The following is a 22,989-nucleotide window of genomic DNA, read 5'->3' on the forward strand; positions in this document are numbered from 1 at the left end:
CGGACGCTTTTCTGTCTTTCCAGCATGGTTTTTATTGAATGGTAATTTTTGTGCAGAGAATGGACAGAGGCGCCCGAGATAAAGTTTGTTGTAAGGAAAGCGCGGAGTTTTTATCAAACGCGCTTTTAGGCTGTTCCAATGCATTTTGAGTAAATAAATAAACGTAAAATGTTCTGGTAAAATGTTGCAGAATTTAATTTCAAACTCCAATTTTTATTGTTTTTTAGAAATAAATTATATATTTATAATATGTAAATGAAAATATTGATTCAATGAATGTTAAAAATCTCTTGCAATTCTTCAATTCGCGCTTTTCACAGGCAATGAGGCCGGTAACGATTTATTCAGTGCATTAAGGCAGACTCCTTCGGAAAACAAATCCCTCGCGGGGGCGTCACTTCAAAGGTGCTTGAGAATGTTGCTGCAATGGCTGCTAAACGTCGCGCCAGCACGTAATAAAATTTACTATATCATGTCTGTTCCCATCGTTTTTTCCGTGGTGGAACTGGGGATGAGTCTTGTCTATCTGCAGGCGGGTATGAGTGCTGAAGCGGCCCCGTTCCTCGCGGGCGGTATTGCAGTGCAGTTGGTGTTTTTTATTCTGACAGCGTACCTCATTGTGCGAACCATGGCGATTCCTCTTGAGAGAATTTCTGGAGTAACAGAAAGAATTGTAGGGGGAGAGTTTGATACGGTCATCCCATACAGGCATGGTAAGGACTGCATCGGTCGCCTTGCCAGAGCGTTGGTGTCTTTCCGTGATGAGGCGCTGGAGGATGCGCGTCGTCAGCGTGAGGCGCATGAGCAGTCTCAATCCGCGGCTGCAAAACAGCAGGAGCTTGTTGCCAAAAGCAATGAATTGCAGCAACGCACGGAAACTATTCTGAACGAACTCATGAAGGGCATGAAGCGTTTGTCTTCGGGCGATCTGAGTTTTCGATATACAGAGACATTTCTTCCAGAATTTGAAATGTTCCGTGAGGATTTCAACTTTGTTGCCGAGCGATTTGCCAGCACGATCGGGAGGGCGGCGTCCAGCGCGTCCACGATTGCCGACAGTTGTTCGGAAATAGCTCTGGCTTCTGATGATCTCGCGCGTCGGACAGAGCATCAGGCAGGTAGTCTTGGAGAAATTGCCAATGCAGTCAATGCATTGACGCAACGTGTTCAGAAAACTGCTCAGGATGCGCTGGAGGCCCGCAAGGCGACGGGCGGGGCGCGTGAACAGGCTTCTGAATCTGCCGCAGTTGTGCAGTCTGCTGTAACAGCCATGCACGAGATCGAGGAATCTTCGTCCAAGGTTGCCGATATTCTGGGTGTCATGGATGAAATCGCGTTTCAGACCAATCTTCTTGCGCTGAATGCCGGAGTTGAGGCAGCGCGTGCAGGGGATGCTGGTCGCGGATTTGCTGTGGTGGCAACGGAGGTTCGGTCTCTGGCGCACCGTTCAGCGGTGTCCGCAAAAAACATCAAGGAACTGATTTCACTGTCCAGTCGCCAAGTGTCGACAGGGGTAACGCTTGTCAGTCAGACGGGTGTGGCGCTTTCGAAAATATCTGAAAATGTAGAAACCATTTCGAAAATAATTGATTCCATTTCTTCATCTGCTCAGGAGCAGGCTGAAAATCTTGGTCGTATTAATGGTTCACTGAGCGAAATGGACCAGACGACTCAGCAGAATGCTGCGATGGTCGAAGAAACAACAGCCGCCAGTCATAGCCTTACTCATGAAGTACAGGATTTGGCTAAGGCAGTATCTGAATTTAATGTGAATAAAAACTCAGTAAAAACTATGGAAGAAACAGCCAGAAATACCAGATCGTTGCAGGCGAAAACTGCGTTGACATCTGCGCCTGCATCTAATCCGTCAGCGACTGCGCGTCACACAGTTTCTGATGATGGCTGGGAAGATTTCTGATCTCCAATTAGCTCCGGAAATAACAAGGATCATATAATGCCTGTTACCATCATGATTGTCGATGACTCTCGGACAATGCGCGATATGTTACGTCGAACTCTTGAGGGAGCTGGCTATTTGGTGACCGAGGCTGTCGATGGACAGGACGGAATTGAAACGTTGAATCGTCTCTCGGAACATCCGGCTGCAATTATTTCCGATATCAATATGCCAAGACTGGATGGATACGGCTTTATTTCCGAAGTCCGTTCGTTGGAAGCTTTTCATAAGACACCCGTTCTTGTGCTGACGACGGAGACTGACCCCGGTAAAAAAGAGCGAGCAAAAAAGGTGGGTGCTACGGGATGGATTGTGAAGCCATTCGCAGCTGACGTTTTGCTGAAGGCTATCGCGCGGGTAACGGCCTGAGTAAGCGGAGGCGGACCATGGACGACCTTGATTCCATCAAACCAATCTTTTTTGAAGAATGCGCCGAACAGTTGGTGGAGCTTGAGCGAGCTCTTGCGGTCCTTGAGTCTGGAGAAACAGATCAGGAAACAGTTAACAGCGCCTTTCGGGCGGTTCATTCGATTAAAGGGGGAGCCGGTTCATTTGGTATGTCAGAGCTTGTAAGGTTTGCGCACGTATTTGAAACGGCGTTGGACCTGCTGCGCTCCCAGAAGATAGAGGCTACTCCGAGTGTGCTCCAGATTTTTCTGCGGGCGACGGATATTCTCAGTGACCTGACGGCATTTGAGCAGGGTGGAGAGCCCGTAGATAAATTACGTCAGCAGGAAAGCCTTGTGGCTCTCGAAGGACTATTGCAGGAAAAGCCTGCCTCTAAAGAGGCTGAAGAGTCAGAGTCAGAGAAAGAGGAAGACTGGGGGCTTCCAGAAGGATTTGTTCCTGTTCCGGTGTCTACCGAACTCTTTAATGAATCCGGCTCTGCAGAAGATACTTCAGATACACATTCTGAAGCTGCTGATGGATTTGAAATCTTCGGATCTGAACCTATTTTTCAGATCAAAAAGAATGAAGCGGAAAAAAAATCAAAACAGATACAGCCGTCAGACGAAAATTTATTAGCGCCAACGGAAACCGAAAAAACGTCGCAGACGAGCCGTGGAGTATCGTCTGTTAATCATTCTCAAAGTATTCGTGTGGACGTCAATCGTATTGATCGTCTGATGGATCTGGTGGGAGAGTTGGTGATCGGCCAGGCTGCATTGCGGGAAGCTTTTTCTTCTGCTGAAAAAAAGAATTCTCGTGCGGATACGAGCAATAATGATTTATCCACTGCGATGAACAGTACTGAGCAGCTAACACGTGATCTGCAGGACGCGATCATGGGAGTGCGCGCGCAGCCAATGCGAGCTGTCTTTCAGCGTATGCAGAGAGTGGTGCGTGAAACGGCACATATCGCCGATAAAAAGGTACATCTGGAAATTGATGGAGAAGAAACGGAAGTCGATCGTACCCTGATTGAAAAACTGACTGACCCACTCACGCATATGCTGCGAAATGCCGTGGATCACGGTGTCGAGAAAGAGCAGACCCGCCTTGACCATGGTAAGCCTCTGGTAGGAACGATCAGGCTGTCCGCTGCTCATAAATCTGGTCGCATCGTGATCACTCTGAGCGATGATGGGGCAGGCATCAATCGTCCCCGGGTACGTGATATAGCCATTCAGAGAGGAATTATTGCAGCAGACGCACAGTTGAATGATGCTGAGATTGATAATCTCATTTTTGCACCGGGATTTTCTACTTCAGATACTGTTACAGATCTTTCCGGTCGTGGTGTCGGGATGGATGTTGTAAAGCAGGCCATTCAGGACCTGGGTGGTCGAATATCGATAAGTTCTGTAGAGGGAAAAGGTTCTTCATTTGTTTTGAGTCTTCCTTTGACACTTGCTGTGATGGACGGAATGCTTGTTACTGTCTCTGGGCAGCTCCTTATATTGCCTGTATCTTGTATTGTTGAAACAATGCAAATTAATAAAGATGATATATTTGTATCTGGAAATAATTCCAGCCTTCTTTGTGTAAGAGGTAATTTTATTCCGGTTGTGGATGTTGCGGCGTCTCTGGGTATGAAAACTGAAAATAAAATTACAACTACTCCTGTCGTCCTGATTGTCGAAGATGATACTGGAAAAATGACTGCTCTCGCTGTTGAGCGCATCGAAGGACAGATACAAGTTGTCATCAAAAGCATTGAAAAAAATTATCGGCAGGTGAAGAGTATTTCGGCAGCAACAATACTTGGAAGTGGGCGTGTTGCGTTGATACTGGATGTGCCGGAAATTGCTTCTTCCGCCGAAGGAAGAACGCTGGATATGTGGAAATCTGAAGATGTTAAAGAGTCTTCTCTTGAATGTGTGGATGGCATCTGATGCAAAACAATAAAACCTCGTTTTTTGGTTCTGGAAAAGTTATTTCTTTTAATGTAGGTGAGCAGGAATATTGTGTCGATATTCTCTGTGTAAGAGAAATCAGAGGATGGACTGAAGCTACTCCTCTTCCAGGAACACCGCCTTGTGTCAAAGGTGTGATCAATCTTCGTGGAATTATTGTGCCTGTAATTGATATGCACGAACTACTGCATATATCACACAAAGACTCCTCTGAGCGTAACGTGGTTATGGTGATCGATATTGATGGTAAGGTGTCAGGGCTTCTGGTTTCAAAGGTTTCTGATATTCTGGATATCACATCAGAAATGATTCAAGATGTTCCTGTTACCACCGCGGATGAAACTGATCCACTTGTGAGTGGCCTGATTGCTTTTGATGGACGTCTCATTGGCTTGCTGAGACTGGGTTCTGTTGCAGAACAGGCGCTGGAAAAGGCAGTATGATCGCATTTTCAGACAAAGACATGTCTGGTGGGGGTATTCCTTATGATGAGTCGGACTTCGATAAAATAAGGAAAATTCTTAAGGAGAAAAGTGGTATCTCTTTAAACGATTCCAAGATGCCCCTGGTCTATTCCAGATTATCCCGGCGTGTTCGTCTGTGTGCTCTTCCTGATTTTCGTTCATACGTTTTATTTGTCAGTTCTTCTGCTGGTTCAGAAGAACAATCATGTATGATTGACGCGCTTACTACTAATGTTACGAATTTTTTTCGCGAAAAACATCATTTTGAGCATTTCTCGCAGATTGTTATGCCTGAAATAATACAACGTGCTCAGCAAGGAGAAAAAATAAGAATTTGGTCATCAGCCTGCTCGTCTGGTCAAGAGCCATTTTCTATTGCAATGACTATCCTGGATCGTTTTCCAGAAGTAAATAATTATAATGTTAAAATATTGGCTACAGACATTAGTTATGAAATGATACAGTTTTGCCGATGTGGTATTTATCCTGATACAGAAACAAGTTCTATTCCAGAAAAATTTCTGAGTAAATGTTCAAGAAAAATAGGAAATGAAATTTATTTTTCTGACGAAATAAAGAAAATGATTAGTTTTAAAAATTTAAACCTTTTGGAATCATGGCCAATGCAATGCCATTTTATTTCTATATTCTGTCGTAATGTTGCTATTTATTTTGAGCGGAGTATTCAGAATATATTGTGGCAGCGTCTTTCGGATTACCTTCTTCCGGGAGGGTATTTGTATATTGGGCATTCAGAAAAAATTGCGCAAAAAACTGTGCCTGATATTAGCGCCTGTAAATGCCCCACAACATACAGGAAAAATATATGAATAATAAAATAAGAGTTATTATCGTCGATGATTCAAAAACGGGGCGGGCTTTTATCGCTGCTGCCCTGAGACGGGATTCAGATATTGAAATTATCGGGATGGCTGCTGACCCGTTGGAGGCAAGAGATCTCATCATTAAAGATCAACCGGATGTAATTACTCTTGATATCGAAATGCCCAATATGAATGGGTTGCAGTTCCTTGAGAAAATCATGAGGATGCGTCCAATTCCCGTTGTTATGGTTTCAAGTCTGACTGTCCGTGGTGCTGAAACGTCGGTGGAAGCACTACAATTGGGTGCATTTGATTGTTTTCCCAAACCTGAGGCTGGTTCAGGTATTGATTCCTATATGGGACTTATTCCTTTGGTGAAGGCCGCCGCTTGCTCAACCTCCCGGCGGAGTTCTGCGCATAACATTACCTCTATAAAAAAATCCTCTCGAAGGCAGGTGATATTGCCAGAGGTGATCGCCATCGGCGCATCGACAGGAGGGGTTGAGGCATTGGGGGCCATTCTGCCACGTTTGCCTCACACGCTGCCGCCAATTCTTGTCACGCAACATATGCCGCCACTTTTTACGGCGAGCCTGGCCAATCGTCTGAATCAGATGTGCGACATTCGCGTGCAGGAAGCAGAAGATGGCATATTGCTCGAACATGGAAATGCCTATATCGCACCCGGAGGGAGGCGGCATCTGCATCTGAGGAAGCTTGGGGGACGACTGTTTGCGGGCCTCGATGAAGATGAGCCTGTCTCAGGGCATCGTCCTTCTGTTGATGAACTTTTCAGATCTGTTGCTTATTATTCAGGCGCTCATTCAGTTGGAATCATTCTGACCGGAATGGGACGCGATGGTGCGGAAGGTCTGTTGAAAATGAGGGATGCGGGTGCTTATACGCTCGGGCAGAGTGCAGCCTCCTGTGTTGTGTACGGCATGCCAAAAGCCGCGATGGAAGTCGGGGCTGTTGAAAGAATGGTTCCTCTTGGTTCCATGGCCGATACACTGATTTCATATTGTATGTCTGAAAACGGAGATTTTGTTTGATGCCCGAGGCTGCCTCACTTCATGTCGTGATTGTCGATGATCAGACGTCCATTCGTACGATTCTGCGCAACAGTCTGGCGCAGTTGGGAATAATTAATGTGTCGGAGAGGAAAAATGGAAAAGATGCACTGGAATATCTTTCCAGAAACTCTCCACATCTTATAATTTCCGATTTCAACATGCCGGAAATGAATGGGCTGGAATTACTCAAGGCGGTAAGATCCAATCCACGAATTGCGAAAACAGCTTTTATCATTTTGACCGGTGAGGCCAGTAAAGAGCTTGTTCAGGAAGCGGTAAAAGCCGGAGTGAATAACTTCCTCGCCAAGCCCTATACGGTTGGTAAACTGAAAGCAGTCATGGAAGCTGTTTTTGGTGCTATCGTATGACAGATGAAACGATCTGACATGCTTGATGCTGACACGATTCTGGTGACGCAGGGGGAGATGTGCATATCGGCCGATCCAAAAATTATAATAAGAACATTAGTTGGTTCGTGCATTGCAGCCTGCATGTTTGATAGTGAGGCAAAAATCGGTGGTATGAATCATTTTCTGTTACCTGATGGAAGCGGAATTTCTGCAGCAAGCAGACTGTCATATGGTTTTCATGCCATGGAATGTCTAATCAATGGTCTTGTTAAGCAGGGTGCGCGGAAGAGTAATTTATGCTGTAAATTATTTGGTGGTGCTAATATTCGTTCCAGTCTGGGCGACATTGGTACGCGAAATGCGCAATTTGCGACAGATTTTCTGAATAGTGAGGGTATTCCTTGTGTGGGCGCCAGCCTTGGTGGCGACCGCGGGCGTAAAATACGTTTCTGGCCTGTGATAGGTAAAGCACAGCAATTTATGATCTGCGACGATTTTCTCTTAAATCATGAGCTGGAAACTGCAAAAAAAGATCTCTTGCGCCGTCAGAATTCGGCCGTTCAGGAAGTGGAGTTTTTCTGATGAATGAAACTTCTTTCGCGATTTGTGATTTATTGTTGCGTGCTGCAAATATTTCAGAACATATCGAATATCTTCTGAATCGATTGCAGGAAAGGCTGGTTCAGTTTGATCCGACAGTCTCGCATGAAATACAAAACCTTGATCTGGCTACCCAGCTTTCGGTTGAACTGACTGCTCTTCTGAAAAGACTGTCCCTCGACCCTCATGTCAGGGGCGCCGGTGAGGTAGAAGATTTGGACGCCATTCTCAGTCCTGTGAAACTTGACTGTGTATCCAGTATTTTATCTGGTGAAGTAATCTCACGTCAGACGCACTGCTCTGAGGTCGAACTGTTTTAAGAGTCTTTATTGGAAATTCGTCATCTGACGCTGAACCGGCCTTACAGAACACATACATACCCCCGAAAAGGTCGGGTTTTCGCTGTTTTTCCATTGATGCAGAGAGTTGGTTTCATTCCATATCGGGACTCTGCCAGCCTGTCGGGTTATGCATTTTGAAGGTCATAACGCGGAAGCAGACCCAACTTATGCTGACTGAACCGTTCATTGCACAGCGAAGAGTGAAAAGTCTCCCCCATTGTTTCTTTACCCAAGGAGGCGAGAGGGCGGTCAGTCCTCCGCAGAAGCTTCTTCCAGTTCAGCCTGAAGAGTGAACCATTCCTCTTCGGCTTTTTCTTCGTCTTTCTTCAGGCTGGCCAGCTTCATTGTCAGTCTGGTGACATCCTCGCCGGAGGAAGCGTCATAGAGGGCAGGATCGGCCAGTCTGGTTTCAACCTTTGCCCGCTCTGAGGTCAGTTTCAATATTTTCGATTCAGCCTCTTTGACCTTCTTGCGCAATGGAGCCAGCGCCTTTCGGGCTTCGGCACGTTCACGGCGCTCTTCTTTTCTTCCCGCCGATGACTCTGTTTCCCGGCCAGACGCGCTTCGTGCGGCGGCGCGGGACTGCTCCAGAAGCCATGTGCGGTATTCGGCCATGTCTCCCTCAAATGGGGTGATCCTTCCATCTCCCACCAGCCACAGGCGGTCGGCAACCATTTCCACCAGATGTGGGTCATGACTGATCAGCAGGACAGCGCCTTCAAATTCGGACAGAGCTCTCACCAGCGCATCCTTGGCGTCCAGATCGAGATGGTTGGTCGGCTCATCAAGGATGAGCAACTGCGGTGCGTCGCGGGTAGCGAGAGCCAGCAGCAGGCGGGCCTTCTCTCCACCGGAAAGCTCCGATATTTTTGTCTCGGCCTTGCCTGCATCAAGTCCGAAACGGGCCAGTTGTGACCGTACTTCAGTCGGCAGGGCTTTCGGCAGAGCGCGCGCCATGTGAGCGATCGGTGTGTCGCTCATCACCAGTTCTTCTGTCTGATGCTGGGCGAAATAACCGACCTTCAGACGAGAGCTGTGGTTGACGGTGCCAGAGATTGGTTCAAGGCGTCCCGCCACCAGTTTGGCGAAAGTGGATTTGCCGTTTCCGTTCGCGCCCAGCAGGGCAATGCGGTCTTCCATGTCCAGCCGAAGGGACAGGTTGGACAGGATCGCCTTGCCGTCATAGCCGATCGTCACATGCTCCATGGTCAGCATTGGAGGGGGCAGGGGTTCGGGTTCCGGAAATTCGAAGCGTGTTGGCGCATCCTCAATCACGCTGTCGATTACGGGCAGCTTTTCGAGTGCCTTGATGCGGGCCTGAGCCTGCTTTGCCTTGGTCGCCTTGGCGCGGAACCGATCCACGAAGGACTGCATGTGAGCCCGGCGCGCCGCAACTTTTTCCGCTGCCCGTGTCTGCTGGAGCGCCTGTTCCGTTCGGATGCGGACAAATTCCTCATAGCCGCCGGGTGTGAGCGAGAGCTTGCCGCGGTCGAGATGCGCAATGGCGTTGACGCAGGCATCGAGCAGGCCGCGATCATGGCTGACAATCAGGGCTGCGCCACCGAAACGCGTAAGCCAGCCTTCAAGCCAGAGGGTGGCTTCAAGGTCGAGATGGTTTGTCGGCTCGTCGAGCAGCAGGAGATCGGGTTCAAGGAATAGTGCTGTCGCCAGAGAAACGCGCATCCGCCAGCCGCCTGAGAAGTCGGAGACCGGACGGGCCTGCGCCTCGGCATTGAAGCCGAGACCGGAGAGGATGCTGGCGGCGCGGGCAGGGGCGCTGTCGGCGTTGATGGCGATCAGCCGTTCATGCACTTCAGCGATACGCTGCGGGTCGGTCGTGGTTTCCGCTTCCGCAAGCAGGGTTGCGCGTTCCGTGTCACCTGCGAGAACCGTTTCTACCAGTGAGGCGGGGCCGGAGGGGGCTTCCTGCTTCACACGCCCCATACGGGCGCGCGAGGACAGACGGATCGAGCCGCCATCCGGCTGGATGTCACCCGCGATGGCAGCCAGCAGAGTCGATTTTCCAGCGCCGTTCCGTCCGATGAGTCCCACCTTGCGGCCCGGCTCAATCGAAAGATTGGCCTGATCCAGAAGGGTGCGGCCAGCGATGCGAAGGGTCAGATCATGGATGACAAGCAGGCTCACGGGACTCTCATATTCAGCAGGGGCATATTCGGAAAGAGCGAAAAGATTGTCTCGCCATAGCATCCAATGCAGCAAAGCCCTACCCGAGACGGAGAGAATGCTCTAGAGGGCATTCATCCGCGGGATGGTCCGCGAAGCCGGTTCCGTCGCAGGGCGGGACACACAGACTATCGGGAGCCACACATGGCCGTTGAACGCACCCTTTCCATCATCAAGCCTGATGCAACCCGTCGCAACCTGACCGGCAAGATCAATGCCGTATTCGAAGACAACGGCCTTCGTATCGTCGGTCAGAAGCGCGTTCAGCTCAGCGAAGCCCAGGCTGGCGCATTCTATGCCGTGCACAAGGAGCGCCCGTTCTACGGTGAGCTGGTGTCCTTCATGATCTCCGGTCCGGTTGTCCTGCAGGTTCTCGAAGGCGAGAACGCTGTTGCAAAGAACCGTGAAGTCATGGGCGCCACCGACCCGAAGAAGGCCGAGCCGCAGACCATTCGCGCCCAGTTCGCCGAGAGCATCGAAGCCAACTCCGTCCATGGTTCTGACAGCGCCGAGAACGCAGCGAACGAAATCCGCTTCTTTTTCGCTGAGACAGAAATCCTCCCGTAAGCCATACTGACGGAAAACCCGGCCTGCTGTTTCTGGACGCTTCCTTGTGAAAGCGCGGAAGGAGTGGGCGGGTAACAAAAAGGTCGGCAAGCAGAACGGTCCTACCGGCAGAGTTTTTCCGGTTACAGGCCGAGTGGGTGGATACGGTCACGTGGCATCTGGAAAATGGCAGTCAGCTTCATCTGGTGGGTTGACGTGTTTCTGCTCCCGGATAAAGGGGCGAATCAGTAGCGGGACGGAGACCGTCAATGTCTTCCTCTGATGAGATGGGCGAAGTGCCCCGTTCGCGCCATATTCTGACCAGCACCGGCTGGAACATCATCGGACGTATTGTGCCGGTATTCGTCGCTATTCTTGCTACCCCCCGGCTGATCCATATGCTTGGTCTGTCGCGCTGGGGTATTTTTACCATCGCCTTGAGCCTGGTCAGTACGCTCGGGATTTTTGATCTCGGATTGGGTCGCGCGCTCACTCGTGCAACTGCCGATCGTCCTGAAGGAAAGACAACGCCCGAAACGGCTGATCTGATCTTCACAGGCAGCATCATGATGGGCTTCATGGGGATCATGGGAGGTGTCGCCGCCGCTGCTCTGGTCGGTATATGGGTTGACCATGGACTGAAGATCGCACCAGAACTGCACTCTGAAGTGCTCTGGTCATTGTGGATATTCTGCGCCACCGGACCATTTCTGATGGTTAATGCTTCGTTCTGGGGTGTTCTCACCAGCTACAACGCATTCCGGACTGCCAATCTCATTACCATTCCGGTTTCGATCGCCTATTATGTGGCGCCTGTGCTTGTGCTGTACGTGTGGAACAGTCTTGTGGGTGTCATGCTGGTGATCCTCGCCTGCCGGCTGTGGCTCACCTTTGCCTATGGCCGCTCTTTGCTGCACCTCATCCCCGAACTGAAACAGGCCCGCTTCCGGAGCCATCTGCTCAAGCCACTGCTGCGGATCGGTGGCTGGATGACGGTTTCCAATCTGGCCTTTCCGATTTTGAGCTACGTCGACCGTTTCATGATCGCCAGTGTTGTCTCCGCTGCTGCGACCAGTTTTTATACAACGCCGGCCGATGTCGTGACGCGCTTCAATATGCTCAGCTCGTCCGTCAGCGCTTCATCCTTTCCTGCACTTGCGTCTTCATGGCGACGTGACCCGGGGCGCGCATCGGAAATTTACTGCACAAGCGTGCTGGCGGTCAGCGCTTTGCTGTTTCCGCCCTGTCTGATCACGGCATTATTCAGTCACACCTTTCTGTCGCTGTGGATTGACGCCTCCTTTGCCGATCACAGTGCGATGATCATGAAATTTTTATGCGTGGGTGTCTTTCTGGGCGGCATTGACACCATCGCATACAGCCTGCTGGACGCGATTGGCCGTCCGGATGTGAACGCACGCTTTTCAATTGGTGAAATCATTTTCTATCTGCCGGTCCTTTATCTTTCACTGATTTATTTTGGTGTACCGGGCGCCGCCTGCGTATGGGCTATCCGGATTTGCGCCGACTACAGTGTCCGCTCGCTGGTGAGCATTCGATTCTATGCACCTCTGAAGCCTGCCATTCTGCAGGTTCTACCCGCGACAGTATTGGGTGCGGTTTTACTGGTCATAGCGATGGTCAGGATTTCCGCCCTTCCGGCTATAGGGGAAATGATGCTGTCTATGCTGATTTTTTATGGGGTTTTGTGGTTTGCCTGCCTGAACCGGTCTGAACGTGAAGCATTCATAGCATTGTCCGGTAGAGTTAAGCGACGAATGGGGATGTGAATACTATATTTTTTTTGAGCGATAAAATGAAAATATGGACGTATGCTCATTGGTATATGAAGTCATTATATTGATAATTATGGATTTTTTATTTCTACAGAGAAAATTTATGCATATAATATTTCTTTTCATGATCTAAATATTGTGTCAGTGAGGATTCACTGACCTCTCTGATTTTGTTGGGCAGGCTCAGGCCGCAACCCGGCATGCTGAAACTGGCGTACCCCACCGCAGACACGAAAGCGCAGTCCCGCTTGCCGATGAGTCAGACCTCGCCAGCGTTGAGAACAGTCTCTTCGACGATGCTTCAGGACTACTGTCCTCTCCTGGACAATAAGAACGGGCATGATTGCCGCCAACTACAAAATTAACGATCACAGCCAGTCTGACAGCGTGTCTGGAGCCGTTCCTGTTCTGAGAAACATCTCCGTGACTCTCTGAACCGGAGCGCGCCTGAATATCCTTTGCTGATTTTGACAGAAAGCGGGCTTCGCTGTCGTTATCCGGCGTATAAATCCGGACAGTGGCATGGCTGTCCCTCCAGATACGACATTGACAGAAGTATCCCGTTTCGCAGAGGCTTGTGTGATGGTTGACGCCTCATCACCAGCAGGGCAGTCCGAACAAGGCCCAACAGTCTATGCGTTTCCCGGCAAATCTTTGCTTAGCCGTGAAGAAGCGGCCCGTTATCTCGGGATTGCGCCTCTTCGCCTGAGGCTTCTGGATATCGCGCGTTGTGGACCGATCGCGCTTTCTCCGGGACGTTATCGGGTTGATGCGCTGGATCTTTACCGAAGCGAATTATTCCTCAAGGCGGAATTGCCTCTTGAGGAAGCATCGCGCCGGGCGGTGCTGGCACAGTCACGCATAGACGAGGGGCGGGCAGAGCATGACCCGTTCATGGACATGGCGACGCAGCATGATCTGCGTGATGTTATGGCTTTTATCGGCGGACGTATCGCTATCATCGGCGGTCTTGTTATTGTCGTCCTTTCACATACTCCGCTGTCGCGCATCCTGACACATACGCTCAAATAAACGTGTGCACAGACAATATGGCGATCTGGACGGAAGAGGAGACGTTCTCCTCTTCGGGCTATGTCATGGCGTCTGGAAGTTGTCATAATAATAACATAAACAGGCGATTACTGGCGTGAGGCTCCCTGTGGGCGGATTTTTGCATGAGAACATGGATTGATCATGGATAGTAAAACAGCTTTTGGGCGTCGTCTGTTCGGATTATCCGTTCTTGGGTCCGGGCTGACGGGATTCATGAAAGCCGCCTTTGGCGACACCCCTAAGACGCCGCCTCCTGAGCCGATTCCGAAAGCGGCCCTGCCGAAGGCGTCCCCGGAAGCTGCTGCCCGGAGGAACAGCGGCAGCCCGCGCACCCTGTGTTATGTTGGTGGGTACACAAGAGCGGGTCCGGCTGACACGAACGCCAAAGGCATCACCCTGTTTGAGATGAATGAGGAAACAGGCGTGCTGACCCAGCTCGGGCAGGTCACTCCGGCAGACAATCCCTCTTTTCTCGCCTTGTCGACTGATCATCGGTTTCTCTATGTCGTGAACGAAATCAGTGATTTCGAAGGACAGAAGAGCGGATCAGCGACTGCTTACGCCATCGACCCGCGTACCGGTGTCATTACGAAACTGAATACTGTTTCAACAGGCGGAGCTGACCCCGCCTTTCTGAGTGTGCATCCGTCCGGGCGCTATCTGCTTGTCGCCAATTACACAGGCGGAAGTGGCGCCGTCATCCGGATCCAGCCGGATGGAAGTCTCGGGGCATTGTCCGATCTTGTGCACAATACCGGCCCCAAAATGCCGGAACGGGCGAAAGACAATCCTCCCGGAAACTACGCGGTCAGTGATCATTCCGCGTCTCATATGCACATGATGCAGGCTGATGTGGATGGCCGTTTCATCATTGGATGCGATGCTGGCCTGGACCGCGTGTATGTCTGGAAGCTGGATCCCGATAAGGGGACCCTTACGCCAGCGGAGTCGCCCTGGCTGACGATGGAGCCCGGATCTGCACCGCGCCATTTCTGCTTCAATCCCAACGGCAAGGTCATTTATATTCTGGGTGAGCAGAATTCCCGGGTCGTTGTCGCTGATTATGATCAGAAAACAGGTGCAATGTCAGTGCGCCAGACCGCTTCGACCGTGACGGCGAAATTCCGCGGCAGTACTCTTGCAGCCGAAATAGGCATGCATCCGAGTGGCAAATTTATGTATGTCACCAATCGTCTGGGTGACTCCATTGCCTGCTTCACGGTCAAGGATGATGGCTCCATCGAACTCTTTGACGAAGTATGGGAGCGCGCCAACTATGGCCGGTCTTTCGCATTCGATCCATCGGGCAGGTTCATGTTCGTTGCCAACCAGCGGAGTGATTCCATCACGTCATGGCGCGTGAATCCCGATACGGGCAATCTGGATTTCACCTGGAATTTTACACCTATTGGCACACCAAGCGCTTTTGCCTTTATCACTCTGGATAATGCCTGATTCAGAAAAACTGTTTCTGGAACCGGTCTGTAAAAACCCCACGCCAGATTTTCTGGTGTGGGGTTTTGTATTGCAACAAGACCTTTACCTACAAAAATTTTAAAAACAGGCAGTTTTCAGTGAAGCTTTTTTCCAAAGCTCCACTGAAAATATATCCAAACTATGTGTGTTCACCGCCCGCACCACGACATAATGTCCAGACTTCGTGAGGGCTCTCAGTAATGCGGATCGTAAGCCTGTTTCTCGATCCATGCCCTTATGTCATTCGGCCTGTCCACCCGCGCCATCCCCTTGTCGAAAATGAACTCTGCAAGACGGACCGCGGATGTCATGGAAACGTCGATGATGTCTGTCTGCGGAGGGAATAACCTGCCGCGTTCCAGCGCGATTTCGTCAACCTGATCCGTCAGGGCTTTGGCTGCTTCAATAATCAGTTCATCCGTGATGATCTCAGGATGTGTCGCATACACAGCGAGACCGAGACCAGGGAAAATATAGAAATTATTCGCCTGTCCCGGATAGAACACCTTGTCGTCGATTTCGACGTTGGGAAACTGGATGCCGCCGGCAAACAGCGCACGTCCTTCCGACCAGGTGTAGGCCTCCTCCGCCGTGCATTCCGCGTTTGTTTCCGGAAGAGACAGCGAGAAGATGATGGGACGTTCATTCAGTGTCGCCATTTCCTTGATGACGGCCTGATTGAAAGCGCCTCCACAGGTTGAAACGCCGATCAGAACCGTCGGCCGCGTGTTCCTGATTGTGGCGAGAAGATCCTGTGTCGGGGCTGCTTCCTTGGCAAAGCGCCGCTGCTCGGGGAGGAGGTCTGTGCGGGATGTTTCCAGAAGACCGTCCACATCCATCAGCGTGATGCGTTCGCAGGCCTGCTCATCGGTCAGTCCCTCCAGCTTCATGGCTGAAACCAGCATATCGGCCGTGCCCAGACCGGATGATCCTGCTCCGAGAAACAGATAGCGCTGTTCGGAGAGTTTCTCCTTCTTGACGCGAAGAGCGGTCACCAGACCGGCGAGCGTGACTGCAGCCGTACCCTGAATGTCATCGTTATAGCACAGAACCCTGTCACGATATCTGGCAAGGTAACGGAGCGCATCCGTGCCTTTCCAGTCCTCGAAATGCAGACAGCAGCCGGGGAAAACTTCCTGAACGGCCTGCACGAACTCTTCGACAAATTCGTCGAGTTCTTCAATCGGCGGCGGTTCGCGGCGTGCGCCCAGATAGAGCGGGTCTGCTCTCAGCGCCGCATTGGTCGTGCCGATATCAAGCTGGATGGGAAGCAGGGAGCGGGGCGGGACTGAGCCGCAAACGGTATAGAGTTGCAGCTTGCCGATGGGGATGCCCATGCCGTTCACGCCGATGTCGCCAAGTCCGAGGATACGGCCGCCCGTCGTCACGCAGATTGTCCGGACATCACTTTCCGGCCAGTTGCGAAGCACTTCCGCGATACGGCCTTTCATGTCGAGCGTGATGTACATGCCGCGGGGACGACGGTAGATGTGGCTGAACACCTTGCAGGCCCGGGCGAGGGTGGGGGCATAGATGATCGGCACGAAACGGGCCGGGTCGGATCGCAGCACTTTGTAGAAAAGCGTTTCGTTCCGATCGACCAGCGAGTTCAAATAGATATAGCGCTCAAGATCATCCGGCTTCAGTGCGATATGATGGAGCGAACGCTCCATCTGCCTGTCGAGTGTTTCAACGTGAGGCGGGATCAGACCCTCCAGACCGAGGCTCTTGCGTTCTTCAAGCGTAAAGCCTGTGCCGTGATTGACGTCGCCATCATTGAGCAGCGCCATGCCACGGAGCGAGGATTTCTGGGATGTCATGAATCAACACCTTTCTGTTCCAGTCATTGTCTCGGATCGCGTGTGTCCACAATGCTGGATTTTTTCGGTGTTGTCCAAAAACCGGGTTTTGTCCGGATTCGTAGGATTCTGTTCAGGTTTTTCAAGGAATATAGCCTGCCGAAGTCGAGAGGATGTTCAGTATATTGAACATTCTCTGTCGCTTTCTCAGCGCACCCGACGCCGGTTGACCAGTTCCGTGACAACTCCGTGCAGCGTTCGCAATTCCTGCTCGGTCACCTCGCCACGGGTGAAGAAATGACGCATGTTACGCACCATCCCGGGGCGTTTCTGCTCGTTGCGGAGAAAGCCGCAGTCATCAAGTTCCCGGATGAGATGACCCATGAAATTCTCAAGCTCGCCTTTTGTGGCGACGTGAGTCCCGTTTGTCATCAACTCGCGGGGCGGCGTGTTGTCCTCTGTCAGCCACCACTCATAGGCCATGATCATCACGGCCTGCGCCAGATTCAGCGACATGAACGCGGGGTTGAGCGGATAGCGGATCAACGCGTCCGCCCGCGCCATGTCCTCATTATCCAGCCCGGCGCGTTCCGGGCCGAACATCAGCCCGACCTTCAGGCCACGACTGGTTGCTTCCCGCAGTTCGATGGCGCCCCCACGGGCCGTCAGCAGAGGTTTGACGATATGACGGGGGCGGGGGCAGGTCGCATAGACGTGATGCAGATCGGCGATGGCGTCATCGACCGTCTCAAAGACTTCCGCCGCATCGAGAATACGATCCGCGCCGGAGGCCGCACGCCATGCCCGTTCCTGCGGCCATCCGTCACGCGGGGCGACAATCCGCATGTGGAACAGACCACCATTGGCCATGGCGCGGGCTGTGGTGCCGATATTCTCCGCCATCTGCGGGCGCACGAGAATGACGACCGGACTGTTGCCGATCGGTCCGATATCGGCGCCGCCGTCACGCCCGGTCATGCGCGCCTCCATGTGGTCCCGCCGGGACCGTCTTCAAGCACCACGCCCTTGTCGGTCAGTTCCTTGCGAATGGCGTCGGCGCGGGCGAAATCCTTCGCCTTGCGGGCCGCCAGACGTTCGGCGATCAGCGCGTCGATCGCGGCTTCGGAGGGACCGTCGCCAGCCTCGCCCCGGAACCATGCGGCAGGCTCCTGCATGAACAGGCCGATCATGCGACCGGACACCAGCAGATCGGCAGCGGCTTCACGGTCGCCAGCGAGTGCTGTGGTCGCCATGGTGTGTAGCTCCGCGATGGCTTTCGGCGTGTTCAGATCGTCGCACAGCGCGGCAAGGAAGGGCTCAGGAATGTTACGGCCTTCCACATCCAGCGGCCATGTGCTTTCCAGCGCCCGATAAAACCGGTCCAATGTGCGTTTTGCTTCGTCCAGTCCTGACCATGTGAAGTTCAGGACCGAGCGATAGTGCGCGCCCATCAGCAGCAGACGCAGCGCTTCGACCGGACCTTTCGCCAGCACGTCGCGGATGGTCAGAAAGTTGCCCAGTGATTTGGACATTTTCTCGCCATCGACCAGCAGCATGGCGTTATGCACCCAGTAGTCGGCGAACCTGCTGCCGGGGAAGCAGCACAGGCTCTGGGCGCGTTCGTTTTCGTGGTGCGGAAAGAGCAGATCGCTGCCGCCGCCATGAATATCGAAACTGTCGCCGAGATAGCGATGCGACATGGCCGAGCATTCGATATGCCAGCCGGGCCGCCCGCGTCCCCACGGAGAAGGCCAGCCCGGCTGGGTCGGCGTGGAGGGTTTCCACAGCACGAAATCACCCGGATCTCGTTTGTAGGGAGCGACCTCGACACGCGCGCCCGCCACGAGGTCTTCCGGATCACGTCCTGAAAGTGCGCCGTAGGACGGGAAGGAGGCGACGGCGAACAGCACATGCCTCTCGGCTTCATAGGCATGGCCGAGTTCGATCAGGTGGGCGATCATCGCCACCATCTGTTCGATATTGTGCGTGGCGCGTGGTTCGATATCCGGCGGCAGCATGTTCATCGCTGCGAGATCTGTATGAAACTCGGCGGTCGTGCGGGCGGTGAGGGAGGCGATGTCCTCGTTGTTCTGCGCGGCCCGTGCCGTGATCTTGTCGTCCACGTCGGTGATGTTGCGCACGAACGTCACGCGTGGATAGAGCCTGCGCAGCAGGCGCGTGAGGATATCGGCCGTGAGCATGGCCCGCAGGTTGCCGACATGCGGCAGGTCGTAGACCGTGGGGCCGCAGTAATAGACCTTCACATGCTCCGGATCGAGCGGCTCGAACGGAACTGTCGCTCGCCGCTGGCTGTCATGGAGCAGTAGCTGGGTCATCGTAATAGGGTCTCTGTCGTCCTGATGCTGCCGAAATGCCCGGAAGGATGCATGATCTCCGGACGGGCCTTTTCCCGCTCATGTTTATCGAATGCCAGCGGAAACCGGAAATCATCCCGCGTGGATGCCTTTTCACGCGTCGGAACGCAACACTGGAGCGCGTGGCCAAAGGGCATTCCTGACGATTCATGCCGGACATGGGTTCGTATGGGTTCCCATTTCTGCTGGCCGGGCCGATGATGGTTCGAAGCAAGGGGAGGGTGGAAGACGCGGCAGGATGATCAGCACGAAGAAAAAAAATGCATGGTGGGGAGACTGCATCGCCGGACTGTCCGAGGCGGCGCTGAGTGTGCCTCAGGTGATGGGCTACGCGCGGATCGCCGGTGTGCCAGCCGTCATGGGACTATATACGGCTCTTCTGCCGCCTCTCGTGTTTGCCGCGCTGGGGTCGTCACGCCATCTCGTCGTGGCGGCGGATTCAGCGACAGCGGCGGTTATGGCCGGAGGCCTCCAGTCTGTCGCGCCGACCGGAAGTGCGGCCTACAGTGCGCTGGTGCCGGTCGTGGCGCTGTTTACCGCCGGACTGCTGTTGATTGCCCGGCTGTTCCGGCTGGGATTTCTTGCGGATTTTCTCTCGCGCACGGTGCTTGTGGGCTTTCTGACCGGTGTGGGATGTCAGGTCGCCATTTCCATGCTGCACGACATGGTCGGCATTTCCCGGAAGGGCGGAAATTCGTTGCTCCAGTTGTGGGGCGATGTGACCCATGTCCATGACGCCAGTCTGCCGACCATTGCCCTCTCGCTGCTGGTGGCCGGCTGCATTGTGGCGGCACGCCATCTGACGCCGCGTATTCCCGGCGCGCTGGTGGCGGTGATGGGAAGCATTCTGGCGAGCGCGTGGTTTGGTTTCTCGCGGATGGGGATCACAACTTTGGGGCCGGTGAGTGGCGGCTTTCCGCGCCTCGGGCTGCCCCATTTCGGCCTGAATGAACTGTCGGTGATCGTGCCGACGGCTCTTTCCTGCATGTTCGTGATCATCGCCCAGAGTGCGGCGACCTCACGCGCCTTTGCTGTGCAGTATAACGAAACCGTAGACGAAAACGCCGACATTCTTGGGCTTTCGGGAGCCAACATGGCGGCGGCGCTCAGCGGTACGTTCGTGGTCAATGGCAGTCCGACCCAGACCGCGCTCGCCGTGCGGTCCGGGGCGCGCAGCCAGCGTGCGCAGGTTGTCGTCGCGCTGGTCACCGGGCTGATCCTGCTCTGCGCGACAGGTCCGTTGCAGTATCTGCCGCAATGCGTGCTGGCGAGCATCGTGTTCGTCATTGGTGTCGACATGATCAATGTGTCCGGGCTGCTGGCCATCCGGCAGGAAAGCCCCGGTGAATTCCGCCTTGCCCTCATCACCGCGGCGACAGTGGTGGCGGTCGGGGTGGAGCAGGGAATCTTTCTGGCGATCGTGCTGTCGCTGCTGCGCCATGTGCGACACAGCTACGAGCCCCATACCAGCGTGCTCCAGCCTGTCCGTTCCGGCCTTTTCGAGGCGACGCGCTGTCATGCAGGGGAGGAAACCGAGCCGGGGCTGATCATCTACCGGTTCGCAGCCGATCTCTTCTATGCCAACTGCACACGCTTCGCTGACGATGTGAGGGTGCTTGTCGAAAGCGCGCCACATCCGGTGTTCTGCATTGTGGTTGATGCGGGGGCCATTACGGATATCGATTATTCCGCCGCAGCCATGCTGCGTGATCTTGTGACGCGCTTGCGGGCGCGGAAGGTTGAGCTGTTTTTCGGACGTGTCAGTCATGACATGCGGAACGATATGGTCCGCCATCGGCTGATCGGTCTTGTCGGAGAAGATCATCTGCTGGACGCGCTGCACCTTGCGGTGGATATGGCGAAGAAGAGGATGACGCAATTGACGATGGGAAAATGACTGACGCGAAGGAACTTTTGCTTGCGTGGATTTCCGGACAAGTGTTTCTCCTTTGATTTTATCCGTGGGAGAGATGCGCATACTGTACGATACCGTTTACACCCGGAGCGACCATGGTCAGACAATGTCCTTTACTTTGAAATCAATGGTTTTGCCTGTAGCAGCAACACGGACTTCCGCCTTCTGAAGCGCGGGGCAGATGGCTTCCCACTGCGCTTCGGTGGTCCTTATCCATACTGACAGGGAGACAAATCTGTCACGCCTTCTCCTCTCCCCATGGAAGTGGAAGCGACTCAGGCGGTGTGTTGATTTTCTGCCGCCCCGGCGCTTCGCAGCGTGAAAGCGCGACCCTTATCGCGTAGCCCAGTTCCTCGTCCGGAACAGACAAAGGAACATGCATGTGCTTGTCGGCATATTTCCTGTCTTCGGGCCACGCGCGATGAGTGCCGGTCAGCCGTTTGCTCGCCCGTAGAATGACGAAATCATCGACAAGATAATGCCAGGACGAAAAGACCAGATCGCATCTCCGTCCGGCCTGATCCATATCCTTATAGTCGTAGCTTCTGGCAATATCGTCCTCGAAGGCCAGACGCCTGCGATTGGAGACCTCTCTCATGGCCGCAATGGCCTCAGGATCAAGGCGGGGTGCTTCCGGCTTGTTGAAATATTCGCTGCTCACCAGGGCCTTGCGGAAGTTTTCCCCGATCCATGCGTCTGTCGCATCACCCGGCGCATGGGCGCACCAGCCTGTGCGGGAAAAATACTCTCCTCGCCAGATTTCCATCGATTCAATAGAAATATATTTCGGTGACAGAATGATGGCTGCGCTTTTGTAATGAAGCCAGCGAATCCGCTCCGGCGTGAGATAGGTCTGGCTCATGAGGTGGTGTTTGTAATGGGGTTTGTGATGGCGTCGATTTCAAAGGTAAGGGGTTTGTCTCCGTTCCTCTCATAGTCCGCCATCTTCGCGGCCGCTCCGTGATAAGCTTGGCAAATCTGCTCCCATTGCGCCTTCGTTGTCCCGTCCGCGCGCACGCCCAGTTCGAACGTGTAGGATTCAATATACTCTTGCGTGAAAGCTACACGTTCTGCTGTGCCCCTGCGGCTTGCATCTTCGGTATATCGCATCGCCATCTCCTTAAGATCCGCCCAGATTCTGTATTTGATCTCGGCTGGTGTAGCCAGAAATGACGCCCGTTGCGTATTGAGCACCTTGTCGCTGACGGCGTTACCACTGTCCTGATTCCAATGATCGAATGTCATCCAATTGGCGCGGTGGCGATAGAGCGAGCATCAGCCTACAGATAATTGGGGCGGCAGACATTGAGAGCCCGAATGGCGACCTCTCCGAATTCCTGATTGCTGGCATTGAATGACGTATGAAACACCTTCCCGTGGTTCTCGTTCGAATACCAGGCTGAATGATTGGTTCCCCGTCCCTTCGATGCGGCGAACTCGACCTGATCCGTCTGTTCAGGTTCCCAACTGACAAAAACCAGAGCGGATTTGGTCTGTGCGTCCCGCCAGTCCGTGAAGCCGTACTTTTCCTGAACACGGGTCCAGAACGCCATGTAGAGCGGACCAGATTTTTTGGCTTCTGCATCCATTTTGTCTCGTGGAAGAGGATATTCATCCCATTCGACAACGAAATCTCTACTGGTTTCAAGGGCCTTCTTCAGATTTTCCCCGATCCATTCCGGCGTAGCCTCCTTGCGATCGAAAAATGTGGACCACCCGGTGACAGAGAAAAAACTGCCACCGCGATTATCCATCGAAATCACCGCCACGTACTTTCGCGTACGGATCAGATGCGCATAATGTACGATACCGTTTGCACCCGGAGCGACCATGGTCAGACAATGTCCTTTACTTTGAAATCAATGGTTTTACCATCACT

Annotated in this window: 21 protein-coding genes; 14 read left to right on the forward strand and 7 right to left on the reverse strand. The window is 53.0% G+C overall.

The features are described 5' to 3' along the window. Window positions 1-415 precede the first annotated feature (415 nt). From A0U92_RS04335 to A0U92_RS04375, 9 genes are read left to right on the forward strand one after another with little or no spacing between them, the layout of a single operon-like run. On the forward strand, window positions 416-1,918 hold the full coding sequence (locus A0U92_RS04335) for a methyl-accepting chemotaxis protein (RefSeq protein ID WP_077812157.1): 1,503 nt from the start codon (window positions 416-418) through the stop codon (window positions 1,916-1,918). A gap of 36 nt (window positions 1,919-1,954) precedes the next feature. Then, window positions 1,955-2,326: a response regulator gene (locus tag A0U92_RS04340; protein ID WP_077812158.1), complete on the forward strand. Its 372-nt coding sequence runs from the start codon at window positions 1,955-1,957 to the stop codon at window positions 2,324-2,326. Window positions 2,327-2,343: 17 nt separating this feature from the next. After that, window positions 2,344-4,293 (forward strand): chemotaxis protein CheA, encoded by a 1,950-nt coding sequence (locus A0U92_RS04345; protein ID WP_077812159.1) that lies wholly within the window; start codon window positions 2,344-2,346, stop codon window positions 4,291-4,293. After that, a complete protein-coding gene (locus tag A0U92_RS04350; RefSeq protein WP_187668864.1) occupies window positions 4,293-4,757 on the forward strand; it encodes a chemotaxis protein CheW in 465 nt (154 codons plus the stop codon). Before A0U92_RS04345 ends, A0U92_RS04350 begins: the two co-directional genes overlap by 1 nt. Continuing rightward, complete coding sequence (locus tag A0U92_RS04355) at window positions 4,754-5,608, forward strand: CheR family methyltransferase (RefSeq protein ID WP_077812161.1); 855 nt, start codon at window positions 4,754-4,756, stop codon at window positions 5,606-5,608. Before A0U92_RS04350 ends, A0U92_RS04355 begins: the two co-directional genes overlap by 4 nt. After that, window positions 5,605-6,654 carry a protein-glutamate methylesterase/protein-glutamine glutaminase gene (locus A0U92_RS04360; protein ID WP_077812162.1) on the forward strand — a complete coding sequence of 350 codons (1,050 nt, stop codon included), beginning with the start codon at window positions 5,605-5,607 and terminating at the stop codon, window positions 6,652-6,654. Before A0U92_RS04355 ends, A0U92_RS04360 begins: the two co-directional genes overlap by 4 nt. Further along, on the forward strand, window positions 6,654-7,043 hold the full coding sequence (locus A0U92_RS04365; protein WP_077812163.1) for a response regulator: 390 nt from the start codon (window positions 6,654-6,656) through the stop codon (window positions 7,041-7,043). The genes A0U92_RS04360 and A0U92_RS04365 overlap by 1 nt, the downstream gene beginning before the upstream one ends. A gap of 18 nt (window positions 7,044-7,061) precedes the next feature. Continuing rightward, window positions 7,062-7,607 (forward strand): chemotaxis protein CheD, encoded by a 546-nt coding sequence (locus A0U92_RS04370; protein WP_077812164.1) that lies wholly within the window; start codon window positions 7,062-7,064, stop codon window positions 7,605-7,607. Next, on the forward strand, window positions 7,607-7,945 hold the full coding sequence (locus tag A0U92_RS04375; protein ID WP_077812165.1) for a hypothetical protein: 339 nt from the start codon (window positions 7,607-7,609) through the stop codon (window positions 7,943-7,945). Before A0U92_RS04370 ends, A0U92_RS04375 begins: the two co-directional genes overlap by 1 nt. A gap of 270 nt (window positions 7,946-8,215) precedes the next feature. On the opposite strand, the gene A0U92_RS04380 is transcribed toward A0U92_RS04375, so the two are convergent. Further along, window positions 8,216-10,111 carry an ABC-F family ATP-binding cassette domain-containing protein gene (locus tag A0U92_RS04380; protein WP_077812166.1) on the reverse strand — a complete coding sequence of 632 codons (1,896 nt, stop codon included), beginning with the start codon at window positions 10,109-10,111 and terminating at the stop codon, window positions 8,216-8,218. 183 nt (window positions 10,112-10,294) lie between these two features. Here A0U92_RS04380 and ndk point away from each other — a divergent pair, with 183 nt between their 5' ends. The 4 genes from ndk (at window position 10,295) to A0U92_RS04400 (ending at window position 15,000) form a co-directional block, all read left to right on the forward strand. Further along, window positions 10,295-10,717, forward strand: coding sequence for a nucleoside-diphosphate kinase (gene ndk / locus A0U92_RS04385; protein ID WP_077812167.1), 423 nt, complete (start codon window positions 10,295-10,297; stop codon window positions 10,715-10,717). Between the two features lie 248 nt (window positions 10,718-10,965). Beyond that, window positions 10,966-12,486, forward strand: a complete 1,521-nt coding sequence (locus tag A0U92_RS04390; RefSeq protein ID WP_077812168.1) for an oligosaccharide flippase family protein — start codon at window positions 10,966-10,968, stop codon at window positions 12,484-12,486. Window positions 12,487-13,014: 528 nt separating this feature from the next. After that, a complete protein-coding gene (locus tag A0U92_RS04395) occupies window positions 13,015-13,524 on the forward strand; it encodes a hypothetical protein (protein WP_077812169.1) in 510 nt (169 codons plus the stop codon). A 162-nt stretch (window positions 13,525-13,686) separates the two neighbouring features. Then, entirely contained in the window at window positions 13,687-15,000 is a 1,314-nt protein-coding gene (locus A0U92_RS04400) for a lactonase family protein (RefSeq protein ID WP_077812170.1), read from the forward strand. A 215-nt stretch (window positions 15,001-15,215) separates the two neighbouring features. Here the strand turns inward: A0U92_RS04400 and A0U92_RS04405 are convergent, their stop codons facing one another. The 3 genes from A0U92_RS04405 to cysS form a co-directional block, all read right to left on the reverse strand. Continuing rightward, window positions 15,216-16,841: an NAD-dependent malic enzyme gene (locus tag A0U92_RS04405; protein WP_077812171.1), complete on the reverse strand. Its 1,626-nt coding sequence runs from the start codon at window positions 16,839-16,841 to the stop codon at window positions 15,216-15,218. A 186-nt stretch (window positions 16,842-17,027) separates the two neighbouring features. After that, entirely contained in the window at window positions 17,028-17,798 is a 771-nt protein-coding gene (locus tag A0U92_RS04410; protein ID WP_187668865.1) for an RNA methyltransferase, read from the reverse strand. Further along, window positions 17,795-19,156, reverse strand: a complete 1,362-nt coding sequence (cysS, locus tag A0U92_RS04415; protein WP_077812173.1) for a cysteine--tRNA ligase — start codon at window positions 19,154-19,156, stop codon at window positions 17,795-17,797. Before cysS ends, A0U92_RS04410 begins: the two co-directional genes overlap by 4 nt. A 277-nt stretch (window positions 19,157-19,433) precedes the next feature. Here cysS and A0U92_RS04425 point away from each other — a divergent pair, with 277 nt between their 5' ends. Next, entirely contained in the window at window positions 19,434-21,092 is a 1,659-nt protein-coding gene (locus tag A0U92_RS04425) for a SulP family inorganic anion transporter (RefSeq protein WP_077812175.1), read from the forward strand. A gap of 256 nt (window positions 21,093-21,348) precedes the next feature. Here the strand turns inward: A0U92_RS04425 and A0U92_RS04430 are convergent, their stop codons facing one another. Genes A0U92_RS04430 through A0U92_RS04440 form a run of 3 tightly spaced genes read right to left on the reverse strand, consistent with a single transcriptional unit; the run spans window position 21,349 to window position 22,942 of the window. Further along, window positions 21,349-21,972, reverse strand: a complete 624-nt coding sequence (locus A0U92_RS04430) for a contact-dependent growth inhibition system immunity protein (protein ID WP_077812176.1) — start codon at window positions 21,970-21,972, stop codon at window positions 21,349-21,351. Then, window positions 21,969-22,355: an endonuclease toxin domain-containing protein gene (locus A0U92_RS04435; RefSeq protein WP_077812177.1), complete on the reverse strand. Its 387-nt coding sequence runs from the start codon at window positions 22,353-22,355 to the stop codon at window positions 21,969-21,971. The genes A0U92_RS04430 and A0U92_RS04435 overlap by 4 nt, the downstream gene beginning before the upstream one ends. Window positions 22,356-22,390: 35 nt before the next feature. Beyond that, the gene (locus A0U92_RS04440; protein ID WP_077812178.1) at window positions 22,391-22,942 is read right to left on the reverse strand and encodes a hypothetical protein; all 552 of its coding nucleotides are present in this window, start codon (window positions 22,940-22,942) and stop codon (window positions 22,391-22,393) included. Window positions 22,943-22,989 lie beyond the last annotated feature (47 nt).

The organism is Acetobacter aceti (genome assembly GCF_002005445.1).
Classification (GTDB): Bacteria; Pseudomonadota; Alphaproteobacteria; order Acetobacterales; family Acetobacteraceae; genus Acetobacter; species Acetobacter aceti_B.